Raw genomic sequence first — 24,649 nt, forward strand, 5'->3', positions numbered from 1 at the left:
TCCCCCCCCCCTCCCCCCCCCCCCCCCCCCCCCCCCCACCCCCCCCCCCCCCCCCTGTCTTCCCCTTTTCCTCCGCCGGTGGGGCGGTCAGGAGAAGTGGCGGACGAACACGTCCGACGTGCCGTTGGTGTCGTCGGGGACGATGTCGGCGGCCGTGGACTGGAAGACCACGTCGTGCCCACCGGCGCTGACCGCGGCGGTCCCGGCCGTGGCGGGCTGGGTGGACACGATCTCGTCGGTGCCCGTCTGCAGGTCGCGGAGCGTGAGCGATGACGGTCCGGTGGTGCCGGCCGGGGCGTACAGGAGGTGGCGGCCCGTGGGGTCGATGGCCACGCCCTGTACGTTCGCCACCAGTTGGGAGGTGGCCGAGGCCACGTCGTAGACGTAGGTGTCCGGGCCCGCGAGGTAGACGACCTTGCCGCCGTCGTCGCTGATCTGGACGAGGGAGGCCGCCACGGACGGGCCTTCGATCGGGCCGACCATGCTGTTGCCGGGCAGGTTCCGCAGGTACACGTCCTTCGACTCGCCGTCCTGGAAGGCGACGTAACGGGCGTCACCGCTCATGGACGGGCGGGACGGGACGAGGTGGGGCATGTTGTAGACCACCTGCGGGGTCGCGGACCGCGAGTCCTGGACCTCGATGGTCTGGTATTCGGACCCGCGCTGGGTGTGGAGGATGACGATGGCCAGGTACCGTCCGTCCGCGCTGAACGAGGACTGGTTGCAGCTCCAGGCGGAGCAGTCGGCCTGGATCGCCGCTCCCGAGGAGATCTGCTCCATGCGGACCCGTACGTTGCGCATCCACTGCAGCGGGTAGGTGACGTACCCTCCGTCGCCGCTGACCCGGACGGGTCCCAGCGGCGTGTAGTCCGAGACCCGCTTGGTCTGTCCCGTCTGCCGGTCGCGCAGGTACGGCCTGTTCTCGGCCGACGCGGCCCCGGACCCCAGGTTGGTCGCCGATGAGGTGAAGACGACGTGCCGGCCGCTGGGCGTGATCGAGGCGGTGGTGGAGCTTCCGTTGCCCTGGGCGCCGTCGGGCGAGACGCTGATCCTCTCGACGGTGCTGGTGAGGCTGCCGGCGGCCCCCGCCGCGGCTGCGGGCGTGACCGCCGCGACGGCGCAGACCGCGACCGCCGTGCTCAGGACGGCCCGTAATCGTCTGGTGGTGCTCCCGTTCGTCTTTCCCCTCATTTTCCCCCCAAGTAGGACACGTTTTCTCCCCCGGTTCCCTACCGGAGGAACACGAGCATGCAACCGTGGCGGCGCTGTGGGGTCAATGGGTCACATGCCCCAGAGATGTGCAGAGGCGTGGTTTCGGCCATTGTGTGAGCGGCCGCCTCCGCTGCCCGGCGCACGGCGATCCGGGGAGTCGTCCACGCGGCGGCCTGCGGTGGTGTCCGCGCACAGCCGGCGAGATCCGGACTGACCGCATGAGCGACAAGATCAGCCGGCCGCCCCAGCCCGTCCCGAAAGCAACCCCATGCACCCGCTCGCTGAACGGAGTTGCCGTACTCCGGCCCGGCCCCTCCCGTCCCCGTGCCGCTCCTTCGACATTCGGCTCCTTCGACTCCGCGCTGTGAGAAGGTCGTCGCACGGCGTGGCGAACAAGTGCCGCACGGAGGAAGAGGGTCACGAGGGTGTCCGCAGTGGACGTGGTGCGCGAGTCGGCCGGCGCGGGCCGGGTGGTCTTCTTCGAGGAGTCGGCGCGGGACGGGGCGCAGGCCAAGACCTTGATGAGCGCCCCCTTCCGGGTCCGGCTGGCCAGGGAACAAGGGGCGGTGTTCGGGGCGGACGGCCCGCGGCACGTGGTCTTCGCGGCGGGCTTCCCCTCGGTGTGCGCGCAGGAGTTCGAAGCGACCCGGCAGGTCGCCCTGGAAGCACAGGAGTCGGTCAGCCCGGCCGCGATCTGCCGCGGCACGCAGGCCGACGTGCGGCTCGCCCTGAGCGCGGTGCGCGGCGCGCTGCACGCCCGGGTGATGGTGATCGTGGCGGCTTCGGAGGCGACCGCGCACGCCCTGGTGCACACCGACGCCCGCCGGGCGCTGGAACAGGGCCTGGCGGTGGTCAAGGAAGCGGTGCACCGGGCCGACGGCGTCGCCGTGGACGTGTGCCTGGTGGACGCCCCCCGCGCCGACCCCGCCCTTGTGGCCGAGTACGCCGGGGCGATGACGGCCCAGGGCGCGGCTACGGTCGTCCTCGCCGACACGGTCGGCGACCTCCTGCCCGACCGCACGCGGGCCCTGTTCGAGCGCGTCGCCGCGGGCGCGGGACCGGACACCGTCCTGGTCTCGCACCTGCACAACGACCTCGGGCTCGCGCTGGCCAACACCCTGGCGGCGCTGGCGAGCGGGGTCCGGGTGGCGGCCTGTTCCTGGCTGGGCATGGCCGAGCGCAGCGGCATGGTGGCCACCGAGCAGCTGCTCTTCCTGCTCGGCCACGACCCGGACAAGGCCGAGCAGGTCCTGGGGCGCGGAGCCGAGCCGTGGTGGACCGCGCCCGACCTGACCCGGTTGCCGGGGATCGCCCGGATGGTGTCGGCGCAGACCGGCGTTCCGCTGACGGTCACCACCCCCGTCGTGGGAACGGGCGTCGCCGCGATCTCCACGGGCACGCCCTTCACGCACCCGCGGACCTTCCAGCCCTACGATCCCGAGCGGCACCTCGGCCTGACCCCGACCGTGGTCCTGACCCACCTGGCCAGCCGGCGCGTGCTGCGAGCCGTCGCCGAACGGCTCGGGCACCGGCTGGATCCCGCACAGACGCGCACCGCGCTCGACTGGGTCAAGGACCGCGCCTACCGCGACGGCCGGGCCGTCATCGCCGACGCCGACTTCGCCGCCTACCTCGACGGCCTCACCGCCACCGCGCAGCCGCTCTGAACACCCCGAGCGCAGGCACGTATCGCCGCCGCACCCCCCCCGCACACCGAGTGCGCCCTTCGAACGGACGGGACCATGCCGAACGACTCCGACCCGCTGGACGCCCCGCCGGACGCCCCGTCAGAGGTGCCGCCCGAGGCTCCGTTGGACATCGGCGCCGCCTTGGAGGCCCTGGGGCAGGGGCGCGCCGCGGTCCTGCCCAACCCCAGCCCGCTCACCTACGTCGTCGCCGCCACCACGCCCGGTGCCGTCAACCGGGCCAAGGGCAGGCCGGCCGACCAGGAGGTCGCCCTGTGGGTCCACGCCGACGCCGTCTGGAACGCCCTGGCCCCGGCCCTGCACCTCGCGCCGGCGGCCCGGCGCAGGGCGCTGGACCTGCTGCGCGGCGAACGCGTCACCCTGCTGGTGCCGGTGAGCGCCGACACCCCCTGCCCGGCCTGGGCCGAGCCCGCCCTGCGCGACGGCCACCTACTGCTCTTCGGCGCCCGTTGGCAGCCCTTGGCGCCCTTGCTGGAAGGTTTCCCCCGGCTGTACGTGAGCAGCGCCAACCGCACCGGCCGGCCACCGGCCGCCACCGCCGCGGAGGCGACGGCCCTGTTCGGGCCGGGCGTGGCGGTCGTCGACGCGGACGCCCTGCGGGAGTCGGGCACGCCCCACGCCGCGACCACCATGCTGCGCATCTCCCGCGACGGCGAGCTGGCGCACGTACGAGGTGGTGCGCAGGACCGGGCCCACGGTTGCGCTCCGGCGCTCTACCTCGAACGACTGCGCGCCGCGGGGGCCTGACCCGGCCGGTGGGTGTCAGTGCCGGATCGTACGTTCTCCCCATGGGTATCTACGTGTGCGACGTCGGCTCCGACGATTGGACGGACGAGGTGGTGCTCGCGCCGACCGCGCGGGCACTCGCCGCCGAGCTGCGCCGGCGGGGGCTCGACCCCTGCCCGCGGCCGTCCCCGCGGGCGCCGGGTCCGCGCCCCGGAGCGTCGTTCGAGGAGAAGCTGAACAGGCCGATGGGCGCCTTCGAGGAGCTGTGCCGGCAGGACCCGCCCGGCGAGGAGTGCTACGACGCGCTCCTGGGCTGGAGCCTGCTCGTCCCGGTCGCCTTCGACGGTGCCTTCGAGCTGCCCGTTCCGTCGCCGTACGACCACGTCACCACCGTCCGCAGTGCGCACGCGGTACGCGCGGCGGCCCGGCGCCTGGCGGACCGGATCGCGCTGCCCCCGCAGGTCCCCCTGCACGGCGGCGACCTCGCCCTCACCAACTGGTTCGACGGCCCGGCGGTCGCCGACGCGGCCGCCACCCACCCCGGCCCCTGGTCGCAGGCCATCGACGCCGCGTTCTACGCGGCCCTGTACCTGGGGGCCGCCGAGCACGCGATCCGCCACTCCTGCCCCGTGCACTACATCTGAGGTTCCTTCGGGAGCGGCTGATGCAAGCAGTCAACCCACTCCCTCAATCGGTCATCACTGATCTGAAATGGACAACTGCGAAAGTTCTGCCCGGCACGTGAGGCCCCGCTGGCACGATGTCGGCGACTCGCCGTGGCCGGTTTTCGGTGAGCGTGCGAGGGACGCGCCCGTCGTCTGCCGGGGTGGTTGACGCCGACGGCCGGACGTGTCTTGTGTGACCGCGCCACAGCCGGTTCCCGGGGGCCTCCGCTTCCCGCCGTCGTGCCGCGGCCTTCGAGGGGGGAACCATCGTGTCCACGAGCACCCTGTTACGCCCGCACCGCCTCCGCGGCCGACGCCGCACGGCGCTGGTCGCCGCCTTCGCCCTCGCCGCGACCGGCCTGTCCGCCCTGTCCGCCACACCGGCGGCAGCGGTGGACGGGCCGACCTCGATCGCCACCGTCCCCCTGGGAGCGAGCCCCGAGAACCTGTCGGTGGCGCCCGACGGCAAGCACGTCTACGTCAGCAACTCCGGCGTCTTCGGCGGCAATCCCGGCAACACCGTCACGGTGGTGAACACCGCCACCAACACCGTCGGCGCCACCATCCCCGTCGGCAACGGCCCGACCGCGCTCGCGGTCACCCCCGACAGCGCGCACCTGTACGTCGTCAACCGCGGCGCGGCCACGGTCAGCGTCGTCGACGCCGCCACCAACGCGGTGACGGCCACCATCGGCGGGCTCGGCGACCCGAAGTCGGTGGCGGTCAACCCGGCCGGCACCCGGGCCTACGTCGTCGATTCCAGCGGCTCCAACGGGTCGGTCCGCGTCATCGACACCGCCACCAACACCGTCGCGGCGTCGGTCCAGGTCGGACCCTTCCCGCGCGACGTCGCCTTCAGCCCCGACGGCGCCCGTGCCTACGTCTCCAACGTCGGCAACAGCACGCTGGGCGTCATCGACACCGCGAGCCTCACCGTGACCGGGAACGTCGCGCTCGGCGCGCAGCCGTACGCGCTCACGGTCAACCCCGTGAGCGGAGCGGTGTACGCCAGCCACGGCGCCGGCGACTCCGTGTCCGTGGTGGACCCGGCCACGCTCGCCGTCACCACGACGATCACCACCGGCGCCAACCCGGGTGGCGCGGCCGTCAGTTCGGACGGCGCGACCGCGTACGTGCCCAACATCGGCAGCAACACCCTGTCGCTGATCGACACCGCGACGAACACCGTCACCAAGAACGCGTCGGTCGGGGGCGGCCCCGTCGACGCCGGGGTGAGCCCGGACGGCAACCTCGTCTACGTCGTCCACAACAGCAGTGAAACCCTCGAGGTGCTGAGCGTGGGCACGGCCGTGCCCGCCGTGAGCGGCATCAGCCCCGCCTCCGGCCCGACGACGGGCGGCGGCGCCGTCACGGTCACCGGCGCCAACCTGGCCGGCGCCACCGCCGTCACCTTCGGCTCCACCCCCGCCACCGGCGTCAGCTGCACCGCGAGCGCCTGCACCGTCACCGCGCCCGCCCACGCGGCCGACAGCGTCGACGTACGGGTCACCACCCCCGGCGGCACCAGCGCGGTGAGCCCGGCCGCCCGGTACACCTACCTCGCGCCGCCCGCGGACATCGACGTCGACCTCACCACGCAGCCCCAACTGGGCCTCCTGCAGCCCTACCTGACCTACACCCTCACCGCGCGCAACACCGGCCCGGGCGCCGTCACCTCCGCGACCCTGACCGCCGCCCTCCCGGCCGGAGCCTCGGCCACGAACCTCTCCGCCGGATGCACGAGCGCCGGCGCCACGGTCACCTGCACCTACGGGACCATCGCCAACAACGCGAGCGCGAGCAAGACCTTCCGCGTCCCGCTGCACCTGCTGACCCTCGGCCCGGTCAAGGTCACCGGAGCGCGCACCGCCTCCGCACCCACCGACCCCAACCGCGCCAACGACACCGCGACCGTCACCTGCACCGCCGTCTCCGTCATCCTGGTCACCTGCCCCTGATCCACTCGGGGTGGGGTTCCGCCCCGTAGGAACGCCTGATCGTCGATGATCGTGGCGGAGCCGGCCGCATACCGCGGCCGGCATCGTCACGTTCGGGGGAGACGAGGGAGTCCGCGTGCTGGGGCCGGGCGCCGAGCTGGTGGGGGAGTTCTTCTCGGGCCCTGCTGATGTTCGCCGAGTTCGGTGCCCGCGAGTACGGAGAGCTGTCGGATGTCGAAACCGGCGGCGCGTCAATTCCATTTGCTGGAAAGCTCTTTGAGCTTTCTTGATCACTCCGTGTCCCCGGCATGAACCGTTCCTGACAAGAGTTGCGCGGTAGTGCGCGGTGTACACCGGCCCGTCCGTGTACAGCCCGCGACCACCTCCATCTCACCGCAGGGGATGACATGAGAAGCACCCGCACGCGGCGCCGCACCCTGGGCGCCATCGCAGCGACACTACCGCTGCTCACCGGCGCGTTCGCCCTGGCGGTTCCGTCCGCGCAGGCCGCCGGTCCGGCCCCGGGAGGCAGGGTGGCCCTGGAGGGCACCCAGCCCGCCTGGGCCACCGCCTCGGCCGACCAGGGAGCGGCGGCGTCCTCCACGAAGGTGAACGCCCGGGTGTACCTGGCAGGGCGGGACGCGAAGGGGCTCAGCGCGTACGCCGCCGCCGTTTCGGACCCGCACTCCGCCACCTACGGCAACTACCTGAGCCCCGCGCAGGCGCAACAGCGCTTCGGCGCGACCGCGGACCAGATCGGAGCCGTCACCCGCTGGCTCCAGCAGGCGGGCCTCTCCGTCACCGGCTCCAACCAGCACTACATATCGGTCTCCGGCGACGCGTCGGCGGCGGAGCAGGCGTTCGCCACCCAGCTGCACGACTACCGCAAGGGCGGCAAGACCTACCGGGCCCCCTCGAAGGCCGCTTCGGCCCCCGGGGACCTCGCCGGCGCGGTCCTCACCGTGACGGGCCTGGACAACGCGCCGCACACTTCCACGCACCAGGACACCCTGCCGGGCCCCGGCGCCGGCTTCCGCAACGCCGGCCCCTCCTCCACCTACTTCGGGTCGAACGTGGCCACGACGCTCCCCGACGCCTACGGCACGAAGATCCCGTACGCGGTCAAGGGCTACACGGGCCAGCAGCTGCGGGCGGCCTACGGCGCGGGCGGGTACACCGGCCAGGGGGTGACCGTCGCCATCACGGACGCCTACGCCTCGCCGACCATCGCCCAGGACGCGCAGAAGTACGCCCAGCGCAACGGCGACAAGCCCTACAAGGCGGGGCAGCTGCGCCAGGTCGTGCCCGCCGAGTACACGGCGACCGAGGAGTGCGACGCGTCCGGCTGGTACGGCGAGGAGACCCTCGACGTCGAGGCCGTGCACGCCGTCGCCCCGGACGCGAACGTCGTGTACGTCGCCGGCGCCTCGTGCAACGACCCCGACCTCCTGGACGCGCTGAACAAGGTCGTCGACAGCCGGCTGGCCGACATCGTCTCCAACTCGTGGGGCGACGTCGAGGCCAACGAGACCCCGGACATCGCGGCGGCCTACGACCAGACGTTCAAGTTCGGGGCCATCGAGGGCATCGGCTTCTACTTCTCCTCCGGTGACAACGGGGACGAGGTCGCCAACACGGGCAAGAAGCAGGTCGACACCCCGGCGAACTCGGCCTGGGTGACCGCGGTGGGCGGCACCTCCCTGGCCGTCGGCAAGGGCAACACCTACCAGTTCGAGACGGGTTGGGGCACCCTCAAGGCCCCGCTGAGCGCCGACGGCGCCAGTTGGACGGGCTTCCCCGGCGGCTACACGAGCGGCGCCGGTGGCGGCACGAGCGCGACCGTCGCCCAACCCGCCTACCAGCGCGGCGTCGTACCCGATGCGCTCGCCAAGGCGAACGGCGCCCACCGGATGCGCACCGTCCCGGACATCGCGGCCATCGCGGACCCCAACACCGGCTTCCTCGTCGGGCAGACGCAGTCCTGGCCCGACGGCTCGGTCTCGTACGACGAGTACCGCATCGGCGGCACCTCGCTCGCCGCGCCGGTGATCGCCGCGGTGCAGGCGCTCGCGCAGCAGGCCCGCCACCGGCCGATCGGCTTCGCGAACCCCGCGATCTACGCCCGGTACGGCACCCCGCTGTACCACGACGTCACGGATCACCCGCTGGGCGAGAACCGCGACCTCGCCGTCGCCCGGGTCGACTTCGCGAACAGCGTCGACGCCTCGGCCGGCCTGGTGACCTCGGTCCGCAGCCTGGGCAAGGACAGCTCGCTGGCCGCGGTGCGCGGGTACGACGTGGTGACGGGAGTCGGCTCGCCGGGCGCGGGCTACGTCTCCTCGTACCGCAGGTAGGAACCCCGGGCGCGCCCTCCGCCTCGGCTCGACTGTTGAGCGACGCTGAGGATGAGCACGAAGGCGACGTACTGGTTGTCGATGGGATGGGATGAAACGACCCCGGCGGCCGTTGGGCCGCCGGGGTCGTCGTGAACACGGTGTCGGCTTCGTGCTCACTCTGTCGTGGGGGTCTCGGTGATGGCGGTCCGGGTGGAGGACTCGTCGACGATGCCCTTCTCCTCGGTGAAGGCGGCGATGAGGGACTGCCAGGCGATGTTGTTGACCGATCGGGGCAGGCCGCGGCTGGTGGGGTGGATGAGCTCGACCGCGTCGTCGGAGAACAGCGTGTCCTCGCGTCCGGCGATCGTGAGGTGGTGCTTGATGTAGCTGGAGGTCTCCTCCTTCGTCATCGTGGGCATCTGGTAGCTGATCGAGATCCGCTGGTCCAGAGCCGCCAGGAAGCCGTGTTTCATGCGTTTGCGCAGGGTGAGCTGGCCGATCAGCAACACCGCTGGGCGGCGGTGCGGGCGGGGTTCTCTTTCTTCAGCGCGGCCGCCAGGTCCAGCACCTCCACCGGCGTCCGGGGGGTGACCTGCCGCTGGGCCGGCACCAGCGCGGGAAACCCGCCCGCGCGGTAATGGCGGGCCCAGCGGTCCAGGGTGCCTCGGGCGACCCGCACTTGCCGGCCGAACGGGGGGTCGGTGTGCTCCTTCGCGGCCAGTTCACGGGCGAATTTCCCGCGCTGGCGTGTCGTGAGCTTCGTGTCGATCAGGTCCTGGATCAGGCCGTAGCGGAACAGGCCCAGCTGCCGGGCACGCTCCGCCCGGCGACGGTCCTCGTCCTCACTCGGTGACATAGGCAACCCACCTCGCGTCTCGAACAGAGCCCGCCGCATCCCGGCAGACACGATCAAGACTTCCGGCACCTTCCAATCCCGCCCAGGGGCGGCCCGTGTTGATCAAATAAGGGCAGAAGACGAGGTCAGTAGCCAGCCGCCTATCGCCCGCCCGGCGAACTCCCACCGCGACACCGTGAGCATGCGCGGCCACTTCGTCGCGGCGGCGTGCTGGGTGGCCGTGACCTCCGAGACCGCGTCGGCGAGCGTCGACGGCGCCCCATTCGGCATCACGGGGTCGTCCGCGAGCGTGACCAGAGCGACGGTGAAGTGGCGGCGTACTGCCTCCACCCGCCCCGCGAAAGCCCGTAGCCAGCCACGGACCGTGCTGTCGGCCAGGCCGAGGTGGGCGGCGACCTGGCGGTGGCCCATGCCCAGGGCGGCTATCTCCAGCCCGGCCCCGATCGCTACGGCCGCATCCGCCCTCCGCGGCCAAAATGCCTCCGCCAGCAGCACGTGCGTGACCTTGCAGCCCGAGCAGCGCGTACGGCGTGGCCGCAGAGACAACCGGGCGTCCAGATCACCCCGGATCGACCGCGGCCGGCCATGACCCCACGGCGCCAGAACCGCCCCACACTTCGGACAAGTCAGCCGACCCTGCCGAAGCTGACGCTCCGCCAACAGCCCGTCCGAGTCGACAACCAGCACCGACACCTCCGTCTGACCTGCAACGATCAGCCGGAATCTCTCCAAACGGGTGGGTGATCATGCCCGGAACACCCGCCCGGCGGCCCCGCCGGAAGACAACCCCACCCCGCCACCCAGGCGTCATCAGGCAGCAGCGATGATGCCCCTGTGGCGACAAACCTTGAACTCTTCGCGGACTATTTCCAGATCCACATCCTGGACGAGGACTCCGACGCCGACTTCAGTGATGTGTGGACTGAGCAGACAGTGTTGGATGGGCTCGGAGTCGCTGAACGCGGTCTGGCTATCGGCACTGACGTCAACTTCACCGTGGCAGTTGCTGTCCATCTCCTCGCAGACCAGCCCGCCGATGACAGCGAGGACTTCGACCACGTCGTCGAGGCAAGCCTCGACCTGTCCTCGGGACGACTCGTAGTGCTTGGCTGCACTGACGACGTGGACGCCGCAGCTCGCTTCGACATGCCCGCCGGATGGACCCGCATCCGGGCATCCAGACGCGACCTCGACGCTGCGGCCCTCCGCGACCTCGACTGCGAGGACGAGCCCGAAGATACAGAGGAGATCCGGCTACAAGCATGGCCGGCCCCGTACTCCGAGCCCCACATCATCAAACGATGGGCACGTCCCGACGCGGCACCGGTCTCGTGAACCAGCTCTTCGTGTCCGCGCTGTCGTCGCACACGAAGAGGGACCAGACCGCCCACTGAGATCAACGCTCATGTCCATCGCGAGCGTCGCGATCCCCCACCTACGTGCTCACACAGAGTGTCGTCTAACACTCGACCGCCGACGGCGCCGTTCCCCTCGCGCCGGTCCGTGACCTGGCTCCGGCCGGCTCGTTTCTCCCACGTGACGCTTGACGACCTGTACACCAGCATCGTGTCCGAGGAGATCGAGTCCTCGGCCGAACCCGAACGCCTGCCCCTCCTCACCCGGGCGGAGGCCGACCTCGCACTCGCCGTCCTCGACGTCGTCGCGGACGGGCCCATGGACGACGAGGTACGGGCCACCGCCCGGGCCCTGCGGTCCCGACTCGGCCCGCGCCTGTGCACGGAGGGGCCGCACGCGCACCCCGGAGCGGTGTGGCCCACCCCGGCTTGACCTCGGGACGGGTCGAGGGAGGAAGATTGGATCATGAGCATCCAGTCGACCGGTCCCGGGGACGCCCCGACCGCCGCCGTCAGCCCGACCGATCACCGACCCGACCGGTGGTCCGGTGAACTGCTCGACCTCGACGCCTACATGGCCCGGATCGGCTACGACGGCCCCCGTGAGCCCACCCTCGCGGTCCTGCACGACCTCCAGCGGGCCCACACCACCGGCATCCCCTTCGAGAACGTCCACGCCGTCCTCGGCCGGGACCTGCCGCTCGACCTCCCCTCCGTCGAGGCGCGCCTCGTCCGGGACCGTCGCGGCGGCTACTGCTTCGAGCACGTGCTCCTCTTCGCCGCCGCCGTGGAACGCCTCGGCTTCCACGTCACCGGCATGATCGGGCGGGTCAGCCTCGGCGCTCCCAAGGTCCTCCCCGCCACCCACGGCCTGCTCGCCGTGACCGCGCGCGACGACGACCGCACGTGGCTGTGCGACGTCGGCTTCGGGGCCGGCCCGCTCGGACCGATCGAGCTCGCGGACGGGGCCCACGTCGCGTACGACGGCTGGCGGCACCGCTTGGAGCGCCTGCCCGGCGCGCACGGCATCGACCAGTGGTGGCTGTACCAGACCGCTCCCGGCGCGTCCGGCCCGGACAAGGACCCCGAGCGGGTCCCGACCCCCTGGATCGACCGGCACACCTTCACCCTCACCGCCCAGTACCCGATCGACTACGTCGTCGGCAGCCACTTCGTGGGCACGCACGCGCGCTCGCCGTTCGTCCGTCGGCTGTTCGCGCAGCGCATGACCCCGGCCGCCCACCACAGCCTGGACGACCTGACGCTCGTCACCACCCGCCCCGACGGGACGACCACGACCGAGTCGATCGCCCCCGAGGCCCTGGACGGGACCCTGCGGGAGGTCTTCGGGATCGCCCTCACGGAGGAGGAGCTCCGCGAGATCGCCGCACGCCGAACGGCCGCCGCGGCGGCCGAGGCCTGAGCTGCAAAAGTTTGCACTTTGATACCGTGGCCGGGTCATTTCCCGGAAGACCGCCGGTCCTCCGGGGCGCCCGGTCCTCGACTACAGAAACATGTGTGAATGAGCGACAAGCTGCCTCCGTGTCCGAAGTGCTCCAGCGAGTACACCTACGAGATGAACGCTCTGATGGTGTGCCCGGAGTGCGGCCACGAATGGGTGCCCGCCGCGGGAGCCGAAGGCGCTGACGGCGCGGCCGGTGCCGCCGGGGAACGGGTCGTCAAGGATGCCGTCGGCAACGTGCTGAGCGACGGCGACAGCGTGACGGTCGTCAAGGCCCTGAAGGTCAAGGGCAGCGCCTCGGGCATCAAGGCCGGCACCAAGGTCCGCAACATCCGGCTGATCGACGGCGTCGACGGCCACGACATCGACTGCCGGATCGAGGGCTTCGGCGCGATGCAGCTGAAGTCGAGCGTGGTCAAGAAGGCCTGACCGGCCGACCGCCGCGATCCCGAAGGACATTTGTACCGTCGAGGACGGGATGCGCGGCCCTGTCGGGCCGACCGGCGCCTTCCGTAGCCTCGAAGGCATGGCGACAACACATGGGATCGGACGCGACGACTCCTGGGAGGGAGTGGTCACCCACACGTCCCGCGGCATGCTCGACGGCTCGAACATGTACCACTTCGTCGAGGTCCGCCTCGCGGACGGCACCTCGCTGAAGGCCCGGATCGGCCGTCGGCTCTGGAAGACGCTCGCGGTCGGCGACCGGCTCGTCAAGCGAACCGGCGCCGATCCGTACAAGGCGTGACCTCGACGAAGGAGAAGACGCTGACCAGCTCCGGCTCGGTGACCCCGCACGCGAAGAGTCCAGAGGTCTGGCGCACGGAGCGCGAGCTGCTCAACCGCTCCCGGTACGAGCTGACGCGGCGCGCCGTCGCCGGCGTACCCGAGGCCCTGCGCGTCGCCGGAACGCCCCTGTTGGCCCGGCCCGAGTGGATACCGGATCGGCCGGTGCTCCTGGACGACGTCCAGCTGGAGTGGGTCGACGGGGCCGCGCCGGCGCCGATCACGGGGCGGGAGGCGTCCGTGCGGGCGTCGTTGCCGAGGGCGGGGGGCGGGGCGGCGTTCGCGCGGTACGCGGACGCCGTGGAGGCGCTGGCCCGTCCGCGGCTGTACGAGAACCGGCAGTGCTACCGCCTCCTGGACGTCGACCACGATCCGGCCGGTCTGCCGCGGCTGCGCTTCGGTCGGGGCAGCTACTTCGACGTCATCGACATCTGCGAGGCGTCGGCGCACGAGTTCGCGGCCGCGGCCGCGCAGGCCGGTCCCGACGGCGCGGTGCCGGCGGCCGCCACGCCCTTCCGGGCGGAGATCGGGGATCCGCTGGACCTCGTGCGGCGGTCGGTGGTGCCGGGGATCAGCACCCTCACGATCCGGCACAACGCCGCGGCCGGTACGGCGAGCTTCGTACTGCACTGGCGGGACCCGGCGAAGGTGGCCACCGGTGGCGGCCTCTACCAGGTGATGCCGGTCGGCATGTTCCAGCCGTCGGCGGACGCCCCCTGGAACGAGGCTAACGACTTCGACCTGTGGCGCTCCATCGCCCGTGAGCTGAGCGAGGAGCTGCTCGGGTCGTCGGAGGACTACGGCAGCGGGACCCGCCCGATCGACTACGACGGGTGGCCCTTCTACGCCGCGCTGCGGGAGGCGCGCCGGGCGGGCACGGCGCGGGTGTTCTGGCTCGGCCTGGGCATCGATGCGTTGACCTTCGTCTGCGACCTGCTCACGGTCGTCGTCCTCGACGCCGCCACCTTCGACGGGTTGTTCCCCGAGCTGGCGACCACGAACGACGAGGGGCACCGCGTGGTGGACGCCGAGGACGACACGGGGCGCGCGGTCGGCGTTCCGTTCCGCGCCGACCACGTGGAGCGCCTGACGGAGCGCGAACACATGCAGCCCGCCGGCGCCGCCCTCCTCCGCCTGGCCTGGCAGCACCGCGAGACCCTCCTCTCGTAGCGCACGCCGCGGCCCAGGACGCCGTCAGACGACCAACTCGCACGGGTCGCCCGGCAGAGGGGACGCGCCGAGGCGCGTGTAGTGCTCGGTCGCGAGGATCGACCTCCGCACCTCGGCGGGCAGCCGGGCGAGCACCCCGGGCAGTGCCCGGTCCCGCACGACTTCGCTCCGGTGGCAGAGGATGGCCGCCCACTTCTCGTCGAGGTGAGCCCCCACGTCGACGGTCGTCGTGACGTGCCCGTCCGGCACCGAAAGCACCCGCTTCCCGACGCGTTGCAACAACGCGCCCAGCTCGCCCACCCCCGACTCCGGATGGGTGGCCGCGTACAGGGCCGAGGGTTGCCACGGGGCGCCGGCGTCCGGGTACCGGTGCTCGAGGCCCGCGGCGTGGAAGGCCAGGACGGTTGCTTGATGGGTGCGGACGTGGTCCGGGTGCCCGGTGAGCTGGCCGTAGGCGTCGTGGGTCACGACCAGCTGTGGTCGTACGGCGCGGATGTGCCCCACGAGCGACTCCACGACCTCGTCGACGGGCGCGTCGCACAGCCGCGGGCGACGTGGGGCGGATGTGGGGATGCGGGCGTCGGCGTAGCCGAGCATCCGGGGCCGCCCGGCGCCCAGCATCCGGAGGGCGGCGCGGAGTTCGACGGCGCGGTGGCTGTCGGGGGACCAGGTCGTGGTGACGACGGCGGTGACGGCACCGGAGCCGGCGTGCCGCGCGAGCACGCCGCCCGCCAGCAGCGATTCGTCGTCCGGGTGGGCGAAGACTCCGAGGAGGGACGGGCGGGGCGCGTGGCCGGCGGGCGTGGTGGTGGGGTGGGGGGACACGGTGTTTCCTCCTGGACCTTGGGACCTCGGGACCTCGGGACCTCGGGACTCTCCGAACGGTGCGGAGTTCGGGCCGTAAGTCGCATCGGATGGACCCTCGGATGTCGCATCATCGCGCCGGCGAATCGACCCTCGGGGAATTGTGGGCGTCCGTTCGAATCAAGATCATCTAAGGGAGTGGTCGCGGTTCGTGGCCACCCTCCCCGCGGTGACCGACGGGGAGCCGGAGTTGCGAGAACAGTGGGAGCCATCGCATGGACCAGTGGATCATCGACGCCTTTTCCGTCATCGCCCGAGGGGTGGTGATCCTGCTCGGCCTGCTGTGACGGCCCGTCCCGCTCGCGGGGCGCCCGTAGCGGGCCCGTAGCGAACCGGCGCCCTCGCAGCTGCTCCGGCTTTCCGCAAGGGGCGACTCCGAGGGCGCCCGGTCGACCCCTGCCGCAGCCGTCACGTCGCGGATGCCCGGTTCAGGAGGGCGGTGCCGAGGTCGCTCGTCGTGTAGTGGACCTCGCGCCGGTAGCGGTGGCTGGTGACGAGGCCCGCGTCGCGCAGCACGGCCAGGTGCTGGGACACCGCGCCGAGGCTGAGCCCGCACCGGGCGGCCAGCTGCGTGGTCGTGGTCGGTGAGCCGGCCATGAGCAGCAGCCGGGCCCGGCTGCGGCCCAGCAGGCGGGCCAGCCCGTCCCCGGACGTGTCGCGGCGCTCCCACAGGGTGGCGACGGCCCGCGAGGGGTAGACGGCGGCCGGCGGGGTGGGCCCGGGCCCGGCCAGCAGCTGGCAGCGCGCGGCGAACGCGCTGGGCGCCAGCGTCAGGCCCGTACCGCCCAGGTCCACTCCCGCCGCGGGCAGGTCCGCGGACACCAGCCGGTCGCCGGTCCAACGCAGCCCGGGATGCAGCTGGTTGAACACCTCGTGGATGCCGTCCTCGGCGAGCTGCCGGGTCCGGTACGCGATGTCCGCCTCCAGTACGGCCCGGATCCGCGGCCAGTACGGTCCGACCGCCGCCTCCCACCAGGCACGCAGGGCGTCCGTCAACTCCCGCAGCGCCGCCGCCGGTTCCCGCGCCAACCGGTCGGCGTACGGCGTGAGGTGGGCGCGTCCACCGGCCGCCGCCGCCCGGGTCGCCCCGGTCGTCTCGGCACGGATCCGTTCCGGCGCCGTGGCCACCAGGACGGCCAACTCCTCCTCGAACTCGGCCAGCGGACACCGCGGAGGGGGCGTCACGAAAGCCGGCTGCGCGGGCCAGGAGGCGAGTTCATGGAGGACGCCGATCCGCCCGGCGAGTTCCCGGTCCTCCCACAGGGGCAACGCCCGCTTGATCCACGGCAGGTGGACGGCGTGCCGGCCCGGGTCCGTAGCCGCCCGGAAGGAGGCGAGCGTCTCCCACAACGGCGATATCGCGAACCTGATGCCGGCGACGTCGTGCACATCGAAGCGCAGCTCGCCCACGTCCTCGCCCCCTCCCGCCCACACCGAGCAGATGTTTTCGCCCAGACTAAAACATTGGTGCGCGACGTCCAGAGCGGCGATCTTCGCCGTCATGAAGAACCGCCGCACCCGCTCCGCCGCCCGCCCCGTATCCGCCGGCCTCCACCCCGAAGCCGACTTCCGCAGGGTCTGGGCCGCCGACACGGTCAGTCAGGCCGGATCGGCCGTGACCCTCCTCGCGCTGCCCCTCGTCGCGATCGGCACCCTGCGCGCCACCCCCTTCGAGGCGGCCCTCCTCGTCACCGCCGAGTACCTGGCCTTCCTGCTCATCGGGCTGCCCGCCGGCGCCTGGGTGGACCGGATGCCCCACCGCCGTGTGATGGTCGCGGGCGACCTCGGGCGCGCCGCACTGTTGCTGTCCGTCCCGGTCGCGGCCTGGCTGGGCGCGCTGACGCTTCCCCAGCTCTACGGCGTGGCCTTCGGGATGTCGGTGTGCACGGTCTTCTTCGACGTGGCGGCGCAGAGCGCGCTCCCGCACCTCGTGGAGCGCGACCGCCTCACCGCGGCCAACGCCCGGCTGGAGGTCACGCGCAACCTCACCCAGGCCGCCGGCCCGGGACTGGGCGGAGCCCTCATGGCGGCGCTGACCGCGCCGCTCGCGCTGGCCGCCGACGCCGTCAGCTACCTCCTGTCGGCGCTGCTGCTGTCCCGCGTCCGTCGTGCCGGAGCGCCTTCGCCCGTAGGCCCCTACCCCTCGCCCGTAAGCCCCCGGCCCGCACCCCCCTCCCCGTCCGCCGCAGGCATGCGGGCGGAAGTGGCCGAGGGACTGCGGTTCGTCTTCGGCGACCCCACGCTGCGGGCCCTGACCACGACCTCCGCGATCTGCAACCTGTGCGGCACCATGGGGGCCGCCATGCTGCTGGTCCTGCTCGCCGGGGAGCTGGGGCTCTCCCCGCTGCTGTGCGCGGTGGTGTTCACGGCCGAAGCCGTCGGCGGCCTCCTCGGCAGCCTGCTCACCCTGCGCATCGCGGCCGCGCTCGGCCAGGGGCGGGCGATGTGCGCCTCCCTCCTGGTCAGTGGGGTCCTGTGGCTGCTGGCCGTGCCCTGCTACCAGGGTGACTGGCGCTTCGCCGTCGCCGTGGCCTTGCAGGGACTCGGGTGGACGGCCTTCATGACCTTCAAGATCAGCTCGGTGACCTACCGGCAACGCCTGTGCCCCGCCCCGCTCCTGGGCCGGGTGACCGCGACCGTCCGCTTCGTCGTCTGGGGTGCGATGCCGGTCGGCGCGCTCGTCGGAGGGGCCTTGGGGCAATGGCTCGGCGCCCGCCCGGCGATGTGGATCGGAGCCCTCGGTGAACTCCTCGCCGTCCTTCCCCTGCTCCTCTCGCCGTTGCGTTCGGCGCGGAGCCTGCCGGCCGGCCGGGGCGCCGACCCCGCGGCGGTGCACACCCCCGCCGGCTGAACCCGCGGGCCGCGCCGGTGCCCGTGGCTGCCGGGCCGCGCCGGTGCCGGCCCGTGCGTCACGCGGCCGCGCGGGCGAGGCGGAGCAGACCGGCGCGCAGCCGTTCCTCGCCGAGTTCGGGGAGCAGCGCGGCGACGTGGTCGGCGGCCAGGGCCGCGAGCACCGCGTGCGCGGCGTGATCGGGATCGGGGGCCCCGGCGAGCTGGATCGCCACGTGCCGGTGCCAGAAGCGGTACGCGCCGATCCGGTACCGCGCGCCGGGCGTGGCGCTCTCCGACATCCGCACCAGGGGCAGGTGCTCCAGCAGGTAGTCCACGTAGGCGTCGAGGAACGCCGCCAGGCGTTCGGCGGCCGGGGCGCCCGGCCCGAGCGGAGGGGGCCCGTGCAGCACGGCCTCCTGGAGCACCCGCTCGCGGGCATCGAGCAGCGCGGCGGCCAGTCCCGCCTTGTCGCCGAAGCGGCGGAAGAGCGTGCCCTTGCCGACGCCGGCGGCCGCGGCCACCTGGTCCATGGACACCGCCTCGACGCCGTGTTCGGCGAACAGGCCGGCGGCCGCCTCCAGCACGGCGGCCCGGTTGCGCGCCGCGTCCGCGCGTTCCTTGGGCGGCGGTGTCCGCAGGATCTCCAAGACCTGCGGCGGGTCCATCGCTCCGGTCACGTTCGGCCTTCCCTCTCTCGGTCTTCCCGTGGCATTGCAGAAACGGACTACGGTCCGGTACTGTCACGACTCGTAAAAGGACTATAGTCCGTTTCTCTGGGAGGCAGTGGCATGACCCTACTCATCACCCGCGAAGAGCTGGCCTCGGCGATCGACGCCGGCGCCGTGACCGTCCTCGACACCTTGGGCGGCGCGTACTACGCCCAGCAGCACCTGCCCGGCGCCCTGGAGCTCGTACGGGCGGACGTCGACGCCCTGGCTCCGACCCTCCTGCCCGACCTGGACGCCCCGATCGTCACCTACTGCTCCAACCCGGCGTGCCCGAACAGCGGGCAGGTCGCCGACCGGCTGACCGCCTTGGGCTACACCGACGTGCGCAAGTACCGCGAGGGCATCCAGGACTGGGTGGAGGCCGGTCTGCCCATCGAGGCCGGAGCCCCCGCCGGGACCCGCTGATCCCGACTCCCGTGGCCTGAATCAGCCGCACGGGCGGCTGATCGGTCCCTGGTCCACCACGGCTCGCGCAGGACAATCGTCGTATGCCCCTCTCGAAAGTCGTACTGCCCGTTGCCGTCGGTGCCGTCATGGCCCTCGTCCCCCTGGCGCCTCAGGTTTCCGCGATGGACGCCTCGTCCTCGCCGTCGTCCTCGGCGGCTCCGGCCGCCTGCAAGGGTGCCAAGACCTGCTACGTCGACGTGTCCGTCGCCCAGATCTGGGAGAGTCCCGAGAAGGTCCGGGCGGTGGACGCGAAGGCGCTCACCAACCCGGTCGACATCCGGGGCTGGTTCGCCGCGATGGCCCCCGACATCAACCTGCGTCGCGACGTCCCGGGGGAGACGCAGGCCCTGTACGGAGGCCGGGTCACCGTGGTGGACACGATGACCAAGGACGGCGTGCTCTGGGACAAGGTGGTCGTCCACGGCCAGCCCACGCCCCGGGACCCGGTCGGCTACCCCGGTTGGGTGCCCGACCGGCAGCTGACGAAGGTCCGGAAGGCGGCTCCGGCCGGCACGATCGCGGAGCGCGTCACCAGCGCGACGGCCTGGGGCTACGGCTCTCGGCAGGCGCTGGAGGCGGGGGCGAGGCCCAAGGGGGGCGTCGAGTACTCCTTCAACACGGAGTTCGCCGTGAAGCCGGTCCCGGGCGTTCCCTCCGTGGTGCAGGCCCGGGCGAACGACGGTAGCCCGATCTACTTCAAGCGGGCCGACCTCGGGAAGGTCCCGACGTCGGGGGTGACGGGCGACGACGTGGTCGCCGAGGCGCGCAAGTTCCTCGGCCTGGACTACCTGTGGTCGGGCACGGCCGGCTTCGGCTACGACTGTTCGGGCCTGACGAGCCAGGTGTACTCCGCGCTCGGCATCACGATCCCCCGTGACAGCCAGCCGCAGTTCGACGCGGGCGGCGGCGCGGCGCCGGCCGGCTCGGCCGTGGGCGAGCGGATCACGTCGCCGGACGACCTCCGGCCCGGCGACGTGGTGGGCTTCGGCAGCAGCACGTCCAGCGTCACCCACATCGGCATCTACGTCGGCAGGAACGCCCAGGGCGAGCCGATGATGATCAACTCGCCCAAGACCGGGGAGAAGGTGCGGGAAGAGCCGCTCGCGAACCGCCCGTTCGTGGGTGCCACGCGCTTCATCAGCTCCTGACGGCGGCGGCCAGAACGGTGTCGACCAGCTGCCGCTGCTCTTCGGTGAGGTAGGGATCCTGCAACTGCATCAGCTTGCCGTCGAGTTGGACGACGTATTGGAAGCCGTCGGGTACGGGCGTCCGGCCCGCGGCGACTCCGTCGTCCGACGCGAGCTCGGCCAGCCGTTCCAGCGCGGGCCCGTCGGTGCGGCACGTGGTTTCGAGGGAAACGGTGCGCTCCACGCCCGCGAACCCGCCGGTGCGGGTGACGGTGATCAGCATGGTGGGACCTCCTTGAGTGGGGCGCGGTCCGGTCGGTCGTGCGGCCGGGAGGGACCCGGAGACCGAGTACGACCGCGCCAGCACCGCGCCTGCCCGGAAAAGCCGTCCAGGCGCCCCTCCGCGGTCAATCGAGCGCAAGATGTCCGAAAAGCGCCGGCGCCTGCGATCATCGCGACATGAGCGGTACGTCCCCCGGCATGCGGCAGGTCGTTTCCCCGAGCGAGGTCGCACCCGCACTCCGCCGTGCCCTCACCGGCTGCTGGATCGAGGTCACCAACGCGGGCGGGGCCGCCGGGTTCCCCTTCCCACCCGTCGACGAGGCCCGGGTGGCCCCGGCCGTCGACCGCCTCGTCGACACCCTCGCGCCCGATACCAGCCGCCTGGTGACCGCCACGGTCGACGGTGAACTGGTCGGCTGGCTCAACGTCCGGCGGGACACCTTCGAGCTCATCGCCCACTGGGGCACCGTCCACCACGTACAGACCCGAACCGGCATGCGCGGCCGCGGCGTCGGCGCCGCGCTGATGCACCGGGTGCGTGAGATCGCCCGCGACGAGATGGGCCTGGAGCAACTCCGCCTGGCGGCGCGCGCGGGCACCGGCCTGGAAACCTTCTACGGCCGGCTCGGCTGGCGGGAGGTCGGCCGATGGCCAGGAGCCCTCCGACTCGCGCCGGACGACGACCGCGACGAAGTCCTCATGATCCTGGACCCGCTCTAGGTCCCGTCACCCCACGGCGGTGTCGAGGAGGATCCGGGCCAGCTCGCGGGGCTGGGAGAACATCGGCCAATGCCCGGTGTCCATGGTGATCAGCCGCCAGTGCTCGCCGTCCACCAGCTCGGCCACGTCTTCGTCGGGCTCGGCATCCTCGGGCTCGGCCCCCGCGAGCGCGCACAGGATGTACGTCGCCGGAAGTGCGCTGAGCGGCCCCGCCAGTACGGCGGGCTCGGTCAGCGTAGCGCCCGGGTGAGGCGTCGAGCCGTGGACGAGGCGTGCGATCTGCTCATCGGTGAGCCCCTCGCCCTCGTAGTGAGAAGCCGGCGCGGGCGGCCAGAACCCTCCGTTTTCGGCGATCGACGCCTTCAGCGCCGCTCCGCCGTCCGGCCGGGCGGAGGCGAACGACTCGCCGTCGGTCGGAACATTGGAGTCCACGAATACCGCGCGGGCCAGCCGGTCCCCGATCCGCTCCGCGGCCTGACCGACCGGAATGCCCGAGTAGCTGTGACCCACCAGGACCACGTCTCGTAGGCCGTGGCGTTCCACCTCGGCGACGATGTCCTGGACGTGAGTCGCCTGCCCCGCCGGGACACCCCGCTTGTCGGCGAGGCCGGACAGTGTCAACGGGTACGCGCCGTGCCCGGCCGCACGCAGACACGGCGTCACCTCGTCCCACGCCCACGCCCCGAGCCGTGCACCCGCTACCAACACGAAATTCACCATGCTCGTACCGTAGCGCCGCGGCCGTCGCGCCCCGCCCCTGCCCGGGTCAGTCGCGGTACTCGCAGAGGTAGGCCGTGTCGATCTCGACCTGGAGGTGGAAGGTGCTGTCGGCGGGGACGTCGAAGTGCGAGCCGGACGGGAAGGTCTCCCACGCGTCGGAGCCGGGGAGCTTGACCATCAGGGCGCCGCTGACGACGTGCATGATCTCCCGCTTGGCGGTGGCGAATTCGTAGGCTCCCGGGGCCATGACGCCGATCGTCGCCGGGCCCTGCCCACCCTGGAAGGCGATGGACGTGACCGTCCCGTCGAAGTACTCGTTGACCTTGAACACGGGTGTCTCCTGGAAGCCGAGCGGTGTGCCTGACCAGCCCCTTGCGCTGGTCAGGGGGAGTCTAGTGCGGTGGCCGGAAACAGCTGGAGGGGGTCACCCGCGCGTGGTGGTGGGGGCGGATGCGGGCGCGGGGTCCGACGCGTCGTGCGGATGGGGGCGTTCCGGTCGGAGGGCGGGGATCAGGGCGGCCACGGCGCCGGACAGCAGGGCGAAGCCGCCGCCGAGGACGAGGCCCGTGCGGAAGCCGGTCTCGGAGGTGAAGGTGGCGCCCCCGGCGGTGGTGGTCAGCCGGGCCAGTACGACGCCGACGACGGCGGCGCCGACGGAGGTGCCCAGGGACCGCATCAGGGCGTTGAAGCCGTTCGCGGCGCCGGTCTCGGCGAGCGGCACCGCGCTCATGATCAGGGCGGGCATGGCGCCGTAGGCCAGGGCCACACCACTGTTCATGATCATCGCGGCGACCATCAGACCCGGCGCCGTCGAGGCCAGCAGCAGCGCGACGGCGTACCCCGCCGCCAGGACGAGCGCCCCGGCGACCAAGGTGACCTTCGGGCCGCGGGCGTTGGTGAGCTTGCCGCCGAGGGGGGAGACGACCATCATCATCAGCCCGCCGGGGAGCATCCACAGACCGGCGGCCAGCATGGACTGGCCCAGGCCGTATCCGGTGGCCGCGGGGAACTGCAGCAGCTGCGGCACGACGAGCATGCTGGCGTACATGCCGAAGCCGATGAGGACGGAGGCGAGGTTCGTCAGCAGCACGCGCGGGCGGACCGTGGTGCGCAGGTCCACCAGCGGGTCGCCGGTGCGCCACTCGAACCAGCCCCAGGAGGCCAGGATCACGACGGCCGCCGTGATCAGGCCCAGCGTGGTGGTCGAACCCCAGCCCCAGTCGGCCCCCTTGGACACGGCGAGCAGCAGGCACACCAGGCCCGCGGCCAGCCCGAGGGCGCCGACGATGTCGAAGCGCTGGCCCTTGGCCGCGGCGGGCACCTCCGGTACGAAGGCCACGATCATGACGGCGACGACCACCGCGAGCGCGGCCGCGCCCCAGAAGAGGAAGCGCCAGTTCGCGTACTGCGCGATCGCGGCGGAGACCGGGAGGCCGATCCCGCCGCCGATGCCCATGGAGGCGCTCACCAGGGCGATGGAGGAGCTGAGCCTCTCGGCGGGCAGGACGTCGCGCAGCAGGGCGATGCCGAGCGGGATCATCCCCATGCCCACGCCTTGCAGCCCGCGTCCGACGATCATCGGTATGACGCCGCTCGCCAGGGCGCACACCACGGATCCGACGATCAGGGGCAGGCAACAGGCCAGCAGCATGCGGCGCTTGCCGACCATGTCGCCCAGGCGCCCGCTGATGGGGACGCACACGCCGGCGACCAGGAGGGTGGCCGTGACGACCCACGCGGCGTTGGAGTGGGAGGTGTGGAGGAGGGTCGGCAGGTCGGTGAGCAGCGGGGTGAGCAGCGTCTGCATGACGGCCGCGGCGACTCCCGCGAGCGCGAGCGTGGCGATCACCCTGCCGGTGTTCGGGGCAGCCGTGGGCGGTTGTGGCATGGAGGGTCCTCGGGGCGTGTGCGCAGGACCGGCCGGCCGGACGGCACGGGACCCGCGAGGTACGGAGGGAACTGCCCGGCGGCGCGTGGGCGCGGGGTCGGCGCACACCACAATCAGTAGTCAACTATCAGTTCGTGACGCGTGACGTGTCAACCAGATCTGATGGCCGACTATCGGTTGTATGGTCGAAGGCGTGTCGACCGAGACCCCCAGACCGCTGCGCGCCGACGCCGTGCGCAACATCGAGAAGATCGTGCGGGCGGCCCGCGACGTGTACGCCGAGTTGGGCCCCGAAGCCCCCCTCGACGAGATCGCGCGACGGGCCGGCGTGGGGATCGCGACGCTCTTCCGCCGCTTCCCGGACAAGGCCGCCCTGCTGAGAGCCGTGCTCGACCAGCAGTTCACGCAGGACGTCCGTCCCGTCATCGACCGGGCGCTCGCCGACGAGGACCCGCGGCGCGGCCTCGGCGTCGTCATCGAGGCGGCCCTCACGTCGGCCGCCGACGAGTACCACGTGCTCACGGCCGCCCGGAACGCGGGCGTCTTCTCCGCCGAGACGGGCGCGCGCTTCTTCGACGCGCTCGACCCGCTGGTCGTGCGGGGCCAGGAGGCCGGAGTGATCCGCGGGGACCTCGTCCCCGACGACCTCAAGCGGATCATGAGCATGCTGGTCAGCGTGTTGTGGACGATGGATCCGACCGAGGGCGGCTGGCGCCGCTACGTGACCCTGCTCCTGGACGGCCTGAACCCCACCGCGGCCAGCCCCCTCTCGCACCCCGCCCCTCCGCTCCTGCGCAGGCCGCACCCCTGAGGGGTGCGGCCCGGCCGCG

General features: G+C 72.3%; 27 protein-coding genes. 16 read left to right on the forward strand and 11 right to left on the reverse strand.

Annotated elements, in window-relative coordinates:
* Nucleotides 1-87 precede the first annotated feature (87 nt).
* Entirely contained in the window at nucleotides 88-1,191 is a 1,104-nt protein-coding gene (locus tag ACZ4UB_RS08095) for a TolB-like translocation protein (protein ID WP_468069022.1), read from the reverse strand.
* Between the two features lie 446 nt (nucleotides 1,192-1,637).
* On the opposite strand from ACZ4UB_RS08095, the gene ACZ4UB_RS08100 reads away from it, so the two are divergent.
* The 5 genes from ACZ4UB_RS08100 (at nucleotide 1,638) to ACZ4UB_RS08120 (ending at nucleotide 8,600) form a co-directional block, all read left to right on the forward strand.
* Nucleotides 1,638-2,879 (forward strand): 2-isopropylmalate synthase, encoded by a 1,242-nt coding sequence (locus ACZ4UB_RS08100; RefSeq protein ID WP_468069024.1) that lies wholly within the window; start codon nucleotides 1,638-1,640, stop codon nucleotides 2,877-2,879.
* Between the two features lie 75 nt (nucleotides 2,880-2,954).
* Complete coding sequence (locus ACZ4UB_RS08105) at nucleotides 2,955-3,665, forward strand: hypothetical protein (RefSeq protein WP_468069026.1); 711 nt, start codon at nucleotides 2,955-2,957, stop codon at nucleotides 3,663-3,665.
* A 41-nt stretch (nucleotides 3,666-3,706) separates the two neighbouring features.
* Nucleotides 3,707-4,288, forward strand: coding sequence for a hypothetical protein (locus tag ACZ4UB_RS08110; RefSeq protein ID WP_468069028.1), 582 nt, complete (start codon nucleotides 3,707-3,709; stop codon nucleotides 4,286-4,288).
* A 290-nt stretch (nucleotides 4,289-4,578) separates the two neighbouring features.
* Nucleotides 4,579-6,267, forward strand: a complete 1,689-nt coding sequence (locus tag ACZ4UB_RS08115) for an IPT/TIG domain-containing protein (protein WP_468069029.1) — start codon at nucleotides 4,579-4,581, stop codon at nucleotides 6,265-6,267.
* A 386-nt stretch (nucleotides 6,268-6,653) separates the two neighbouring features.
* Nucleotides 6,654-8,600, forward strand: coding sequence for a S53 family peptidase (locus ACZ4UB_RS08120; RefSeq protein WP_468069031.1), 1,947 nt, complete (start codon nucleotides 6,654-6,656; stop codon nucleotides 8,598-8,600).
* 155 nt (nucleotides 8,601-8,755) lie between these two features.
* Here ACZ4UB_RS08120 and ACZ4UB_RS08125 read toward each other — a convergent pair whose 3' ends face one another.
* From ACZ4UB_RS08125 to ACZ4UB_RS08135, 3 genes are all read right to left on the reverse strand, one after another.
* A complete protein-coding gene (locus ACZ4UB_RS08125) occupies nucleotides 8,756-9,055 on the reverse strand; it encodes a hypothetical protein (RefSeq protein ID WP_468069032.1) in 300 nt (99 codons plus the stop codon).
* 26 nt (nucleotides 9,056-9,081) lie between these two features.
* Nucleotides 9,082-9,438, reverse strand: coding sequence for a helix-turn-helix domain-containing protein (locus ACZ4UB_RS08130; RefSeq protein ID WP_468069033.1), 357 nt, complete (start codon nucleotides 9,436-9,438; stop codon nucleotides 9,082-9,084).
* A gap of 102 nt (nucleotides 9,439-9,540) precedes the next feature.
* A complete protein-coding gene (locus ACZ4UB_RS08135; RefSeq protein ID WP_468069035.1) occupies nucleotides 9,541-9,933 on the reverse strand; it encodes a hypothetical protein in 393 nt (130 codons plus the stop codon).
* A 339-nt stretch (nucleotides 9,934-10,272) separates the two neighbouring features.
* On the opposite strand from ACZ4UB_RS08135, the gene ACZ4UB_RS08140 reads away from it, so the two are divergent.
* From ACZ4UB_RS08140 to ACZ4UB_RS08165, 6 genes are all read left to right on the forward strand, one after another.
* The gene (locus ACZ4UB_RS08140; protein ID WP_468069037.1) at nucleotides 10,273-10,773 is read left to right on the forward strand and encodes a hypothetical protein; all 501 of its coding nucleotides are present in this window, start codon (nucleotides 10,273-10,275) and stop codon (nucleotides 10,771-10,773) included.
* Nucleotides 10,774-10,974: 201 nt separating this feature from the next.
* Nucleotides 10,975-11,226: a hypothetical protein gene (locus ACZ4UB_RS08145; RefSeq protein ID WP_468069038.1), complete on the forward strand. Its 252-nt coding sequence runs from the start codon at nucleotides 10,975-10,977 to the stop codon at nucleotides 11,224-11,226.
* Between the two features lie 33 nt (nucleotides 11,227-11,259).
* Nucleotides 11,260-12,216, forward strand: coding sequence for an arylamine N-acetyltransferase family protein (locus ACZ4UB_RS08150; protein ID WP_468069039.1), 957 nt, complete (start codon nucleotides 11,260-11,262; stop codon nucleotides 12,214-12,216).
* A 99-nt stretch (nucleotides 12,217-12,315) separates the two neighbouring features.
* A complete protein-coding gene (locus ACZ4UB_RS08155; protein WP_468069040.1) occupies nucleotides 12,316-12,684 on the forward strand; it encodes a zinc ribbon domain-containing protein YjdM in 369 nt (122 codons plus the stop codon).
* Nucleotides 12,685-12,781: 97 nt separating this feature from the next.
* Nucleotides 12,782-13,003: a DUF7489 domain-containing protein gene (locus ACZ4UB_RS08160; RefSeq protein ID WP_468069041.1), complete on the forward strand. Its 222-nt coding sequence runs from the start codon at nucleotides 12,782-12,784 to the stop codon at nucleotides 13,001-13,003.
* Entirely contained in the window at nucleotides 13,000-14,211 is a 1,212-nt protein-coding gene (locus ACZ4UB_RS08165) for a helix-turn-helix domain-containing protein (RefSeq protein ID WP_468069042.1), read from the forward strand. Before ACZ4UB_RS08160 ends, ACZ4UB_RS08165 begins: the two co-directional genes overlap by 4 nt.
* A gap of 24 nt (nucleotides 14,212-14,235) precedes the next feature.
* Here ACZ4UB_RS08165 and ACZ4UB_RS08170 read toward each other — a convergent pair whose 3' ends face one another.
* On the reverse strand, nucleotides 14,236-15,036 hold the full coding sequence (locus ACZ4UB_RS08170; RefSeq protein WP_468069045.1) for a PIG-L deacetylase family protein: 801 nt from the start codon (nucleotides 15,034-15,036) through the stop codon (nucleotides 14,236-14,238).
* 447 nt (nucleotides 15,037-15,483) lie between these two features.
* Nucleotides 15,484-16,578: an ArsR/SmtB family transcription factor gene (locus tag ACZ4UB_RS08175; RefSeq protein ID WP_468069047.1), complete on the reverse strand. Its 1,095-nt coding sequence runs from the start codon at nucleotides 16,576-16,578 to the stop codon at nucleotides 15,484-15,486.
* On the opposite strand from ACZ4UB_RS08175, the gene ACZ4UB_RS08180 reads away from it, so the two are divergent.
* Entirely contained in the window at nucleotides 16,577-17,926 is a 1,350-nt protein-coding gene (locus tag ACZ4UB_RS08180; protein WP_468069048.1) for an MFS transporter, read from the forward strand. The two genes, ACZ4UB_RS08175 and ACZ4UB_RS08180, sit on opposite strands and share 2 nt — an antisense overlap.
* Before the next feature lie 58 nt (nucleotides 17,927-17,984).
* Here ACZ4UB_RS08180 and ACZ4UB_RS08185 read toward each other — a convergent pair whose 3' ends face one another.
* Entirely contained in the window at nucleotides 17,985-18,572 is a 588-nt protein-coding gene (locus ACZ4UB_RS08185; protein WP_468069248.1) for a TetR/AcrR family transcriptional regulator, read from the reverse strand.
* A gap of 123 nt (nucleotides 18,573-18,695) precedes the next feature.
* On the opposite strand from ACZ4UB_RS08185, the gene ACZ4UB_RS08190 reads away from it, so the two are divergent.
* Both ACZ4UB_RS08190 and ACZ4UB_RS08195 read left to right on the forward strand, forming a co-directional pair.
* Nucleotides 18,696-19,040, forward strand: coding sequence for a rhodanese-like domain-containing protein (locus ACZ4UB_RS08190; protein ID WP_468069050.1), 345 nt, complete (start codon nucleotides 18,696-18,698; stop codon nucleotides 19,038-19,040).
* An 83-nt stretch (nucleotides 19,041-19,123) separates the two neighbouring features.
* Complete coding sequence (locus ACZ4UB_RS08195; protein WP_468069052.1) at nucleotides 19,124-20,230, forward strand: C40 family peptidase; 1,107 nt, start codon at nucleotides 19,124-19,126, stop codon at nucleotides 20,228-20,230.
* On the opposite strand, the gene ACZ4UB_RS08200 is transcribed toward ACZ4UB_RS08195, so the two are convergent.
* On the reverse strand, nucleotides 20,220-20,492 hold the full coding sequence (locus ACZ4UB_RS08200) for a protealysin inhibitor emfourin (protein ID WP_468069053.1): 273 nt from the start codon (nucleotides 20,490-20,492) through the stop codon (nucleotides 20,220-20,222). The genes ACZ4UB_RS08195 and ACZ4UB_RS08200 overlap by 11 nt on opposite strands.
* A 176-nt stretch (nucleotides 20,493-20,668) precedes the next feature.
* On the opposite strand from ACZ4UB_RS08200, the gene ACZ4UB_RS08205 reads away from it, so the two are divergent.
* Complete coding sequence (locus tag ACZ4UB_RS08205) at nucleotides 20,669-21,211, forward strand: GNAT family N-acetyltransferase (RefSeq protein WP_468069054.1); 543 nt, start codon at nucleotides 20,669-20,671, stop codon at nucleotides 21,209-21,211.
* A 6-nt stretch (nucleotides 21,212-21,217) separates the two neighbouring features.
* Here ACZ4UB_RS08205 and ACZ4UB_RS08210 read toward each other — a convergent pair whose 3' ends face one another.
* The 3 genes from ACZ4UB_RS08210 to ACZ4UB_RS08220 all read right to left on the reverse strand — a co-directional run bounded on the left by ACZ4UB_RS08210 (nucleotide 21,218) and on the right by ACZ4UB_RS08220 (nucleotide 23,819).
* A complete protein-coding gene (locus ACZ4UB_RS08210) occupies nucleotides 21,218-21,931 on the reverse strand; it encodes an alpha/beta fold hydrolase (RefSeq protein WP_468069055.1) in 714 nt (237 codons plus the stop codon).
* A gap of 46 nt (nucleotides 21,932-21,977) precedes the next feature.
* Nucleotides 21,978-22,262 (reverse strand): pyrimidine/purine nucleoside phosphorylase, encoded by a 285-nt coding sequence (ppnP, locus tag ACZ4UB_RS08215; RefSeq protein WP_468069056.1) that lies wholly within the window; start codon nucleotides 22,260-22,262, stop codon nucleotides 21,978-21,980.
* A 93-nt stretch (nucleotides 22,263-22,355) separates the two neighbouring features.
* Complete coding sequence (locus ACZ4UB_RS08220) at nucleotides 22,356-23,819, reverse strand: MFS transporter (RefSeq protein WP_468069057.1); 1,464 nt, start codon at nucleotides 23,817-23,819, stop codon at nucleotides 22,356-22,358.
* A gap of 193 nt (nucleotides 23,820-24,012) precedes the next feature.
* On the opposite strand from ACZ4UB_RS08220, the gene ACZ4UB_RS08225 reads away from it, so the two are divergent.
* The gene (locus ACZ4UB_RS08225) at nucleotides 24,013-24,630 is read left to right on the forward strand and encodes a TetR/AcrR family transcriptional regulator (RefSeq protein ID WP_467961456.1); all 618 of its coding nucleotides are present in this window, start codon (nucleotides 24,013-24,015) and stop codon (nucleotides 24,628-24,630) included.
* Nucleotides 24,631-24,649 lie beyond the last annotated feature (19 nt).

This window comes from Streptomyces sp. NPDC028419 (assembly GCF_055565515.1).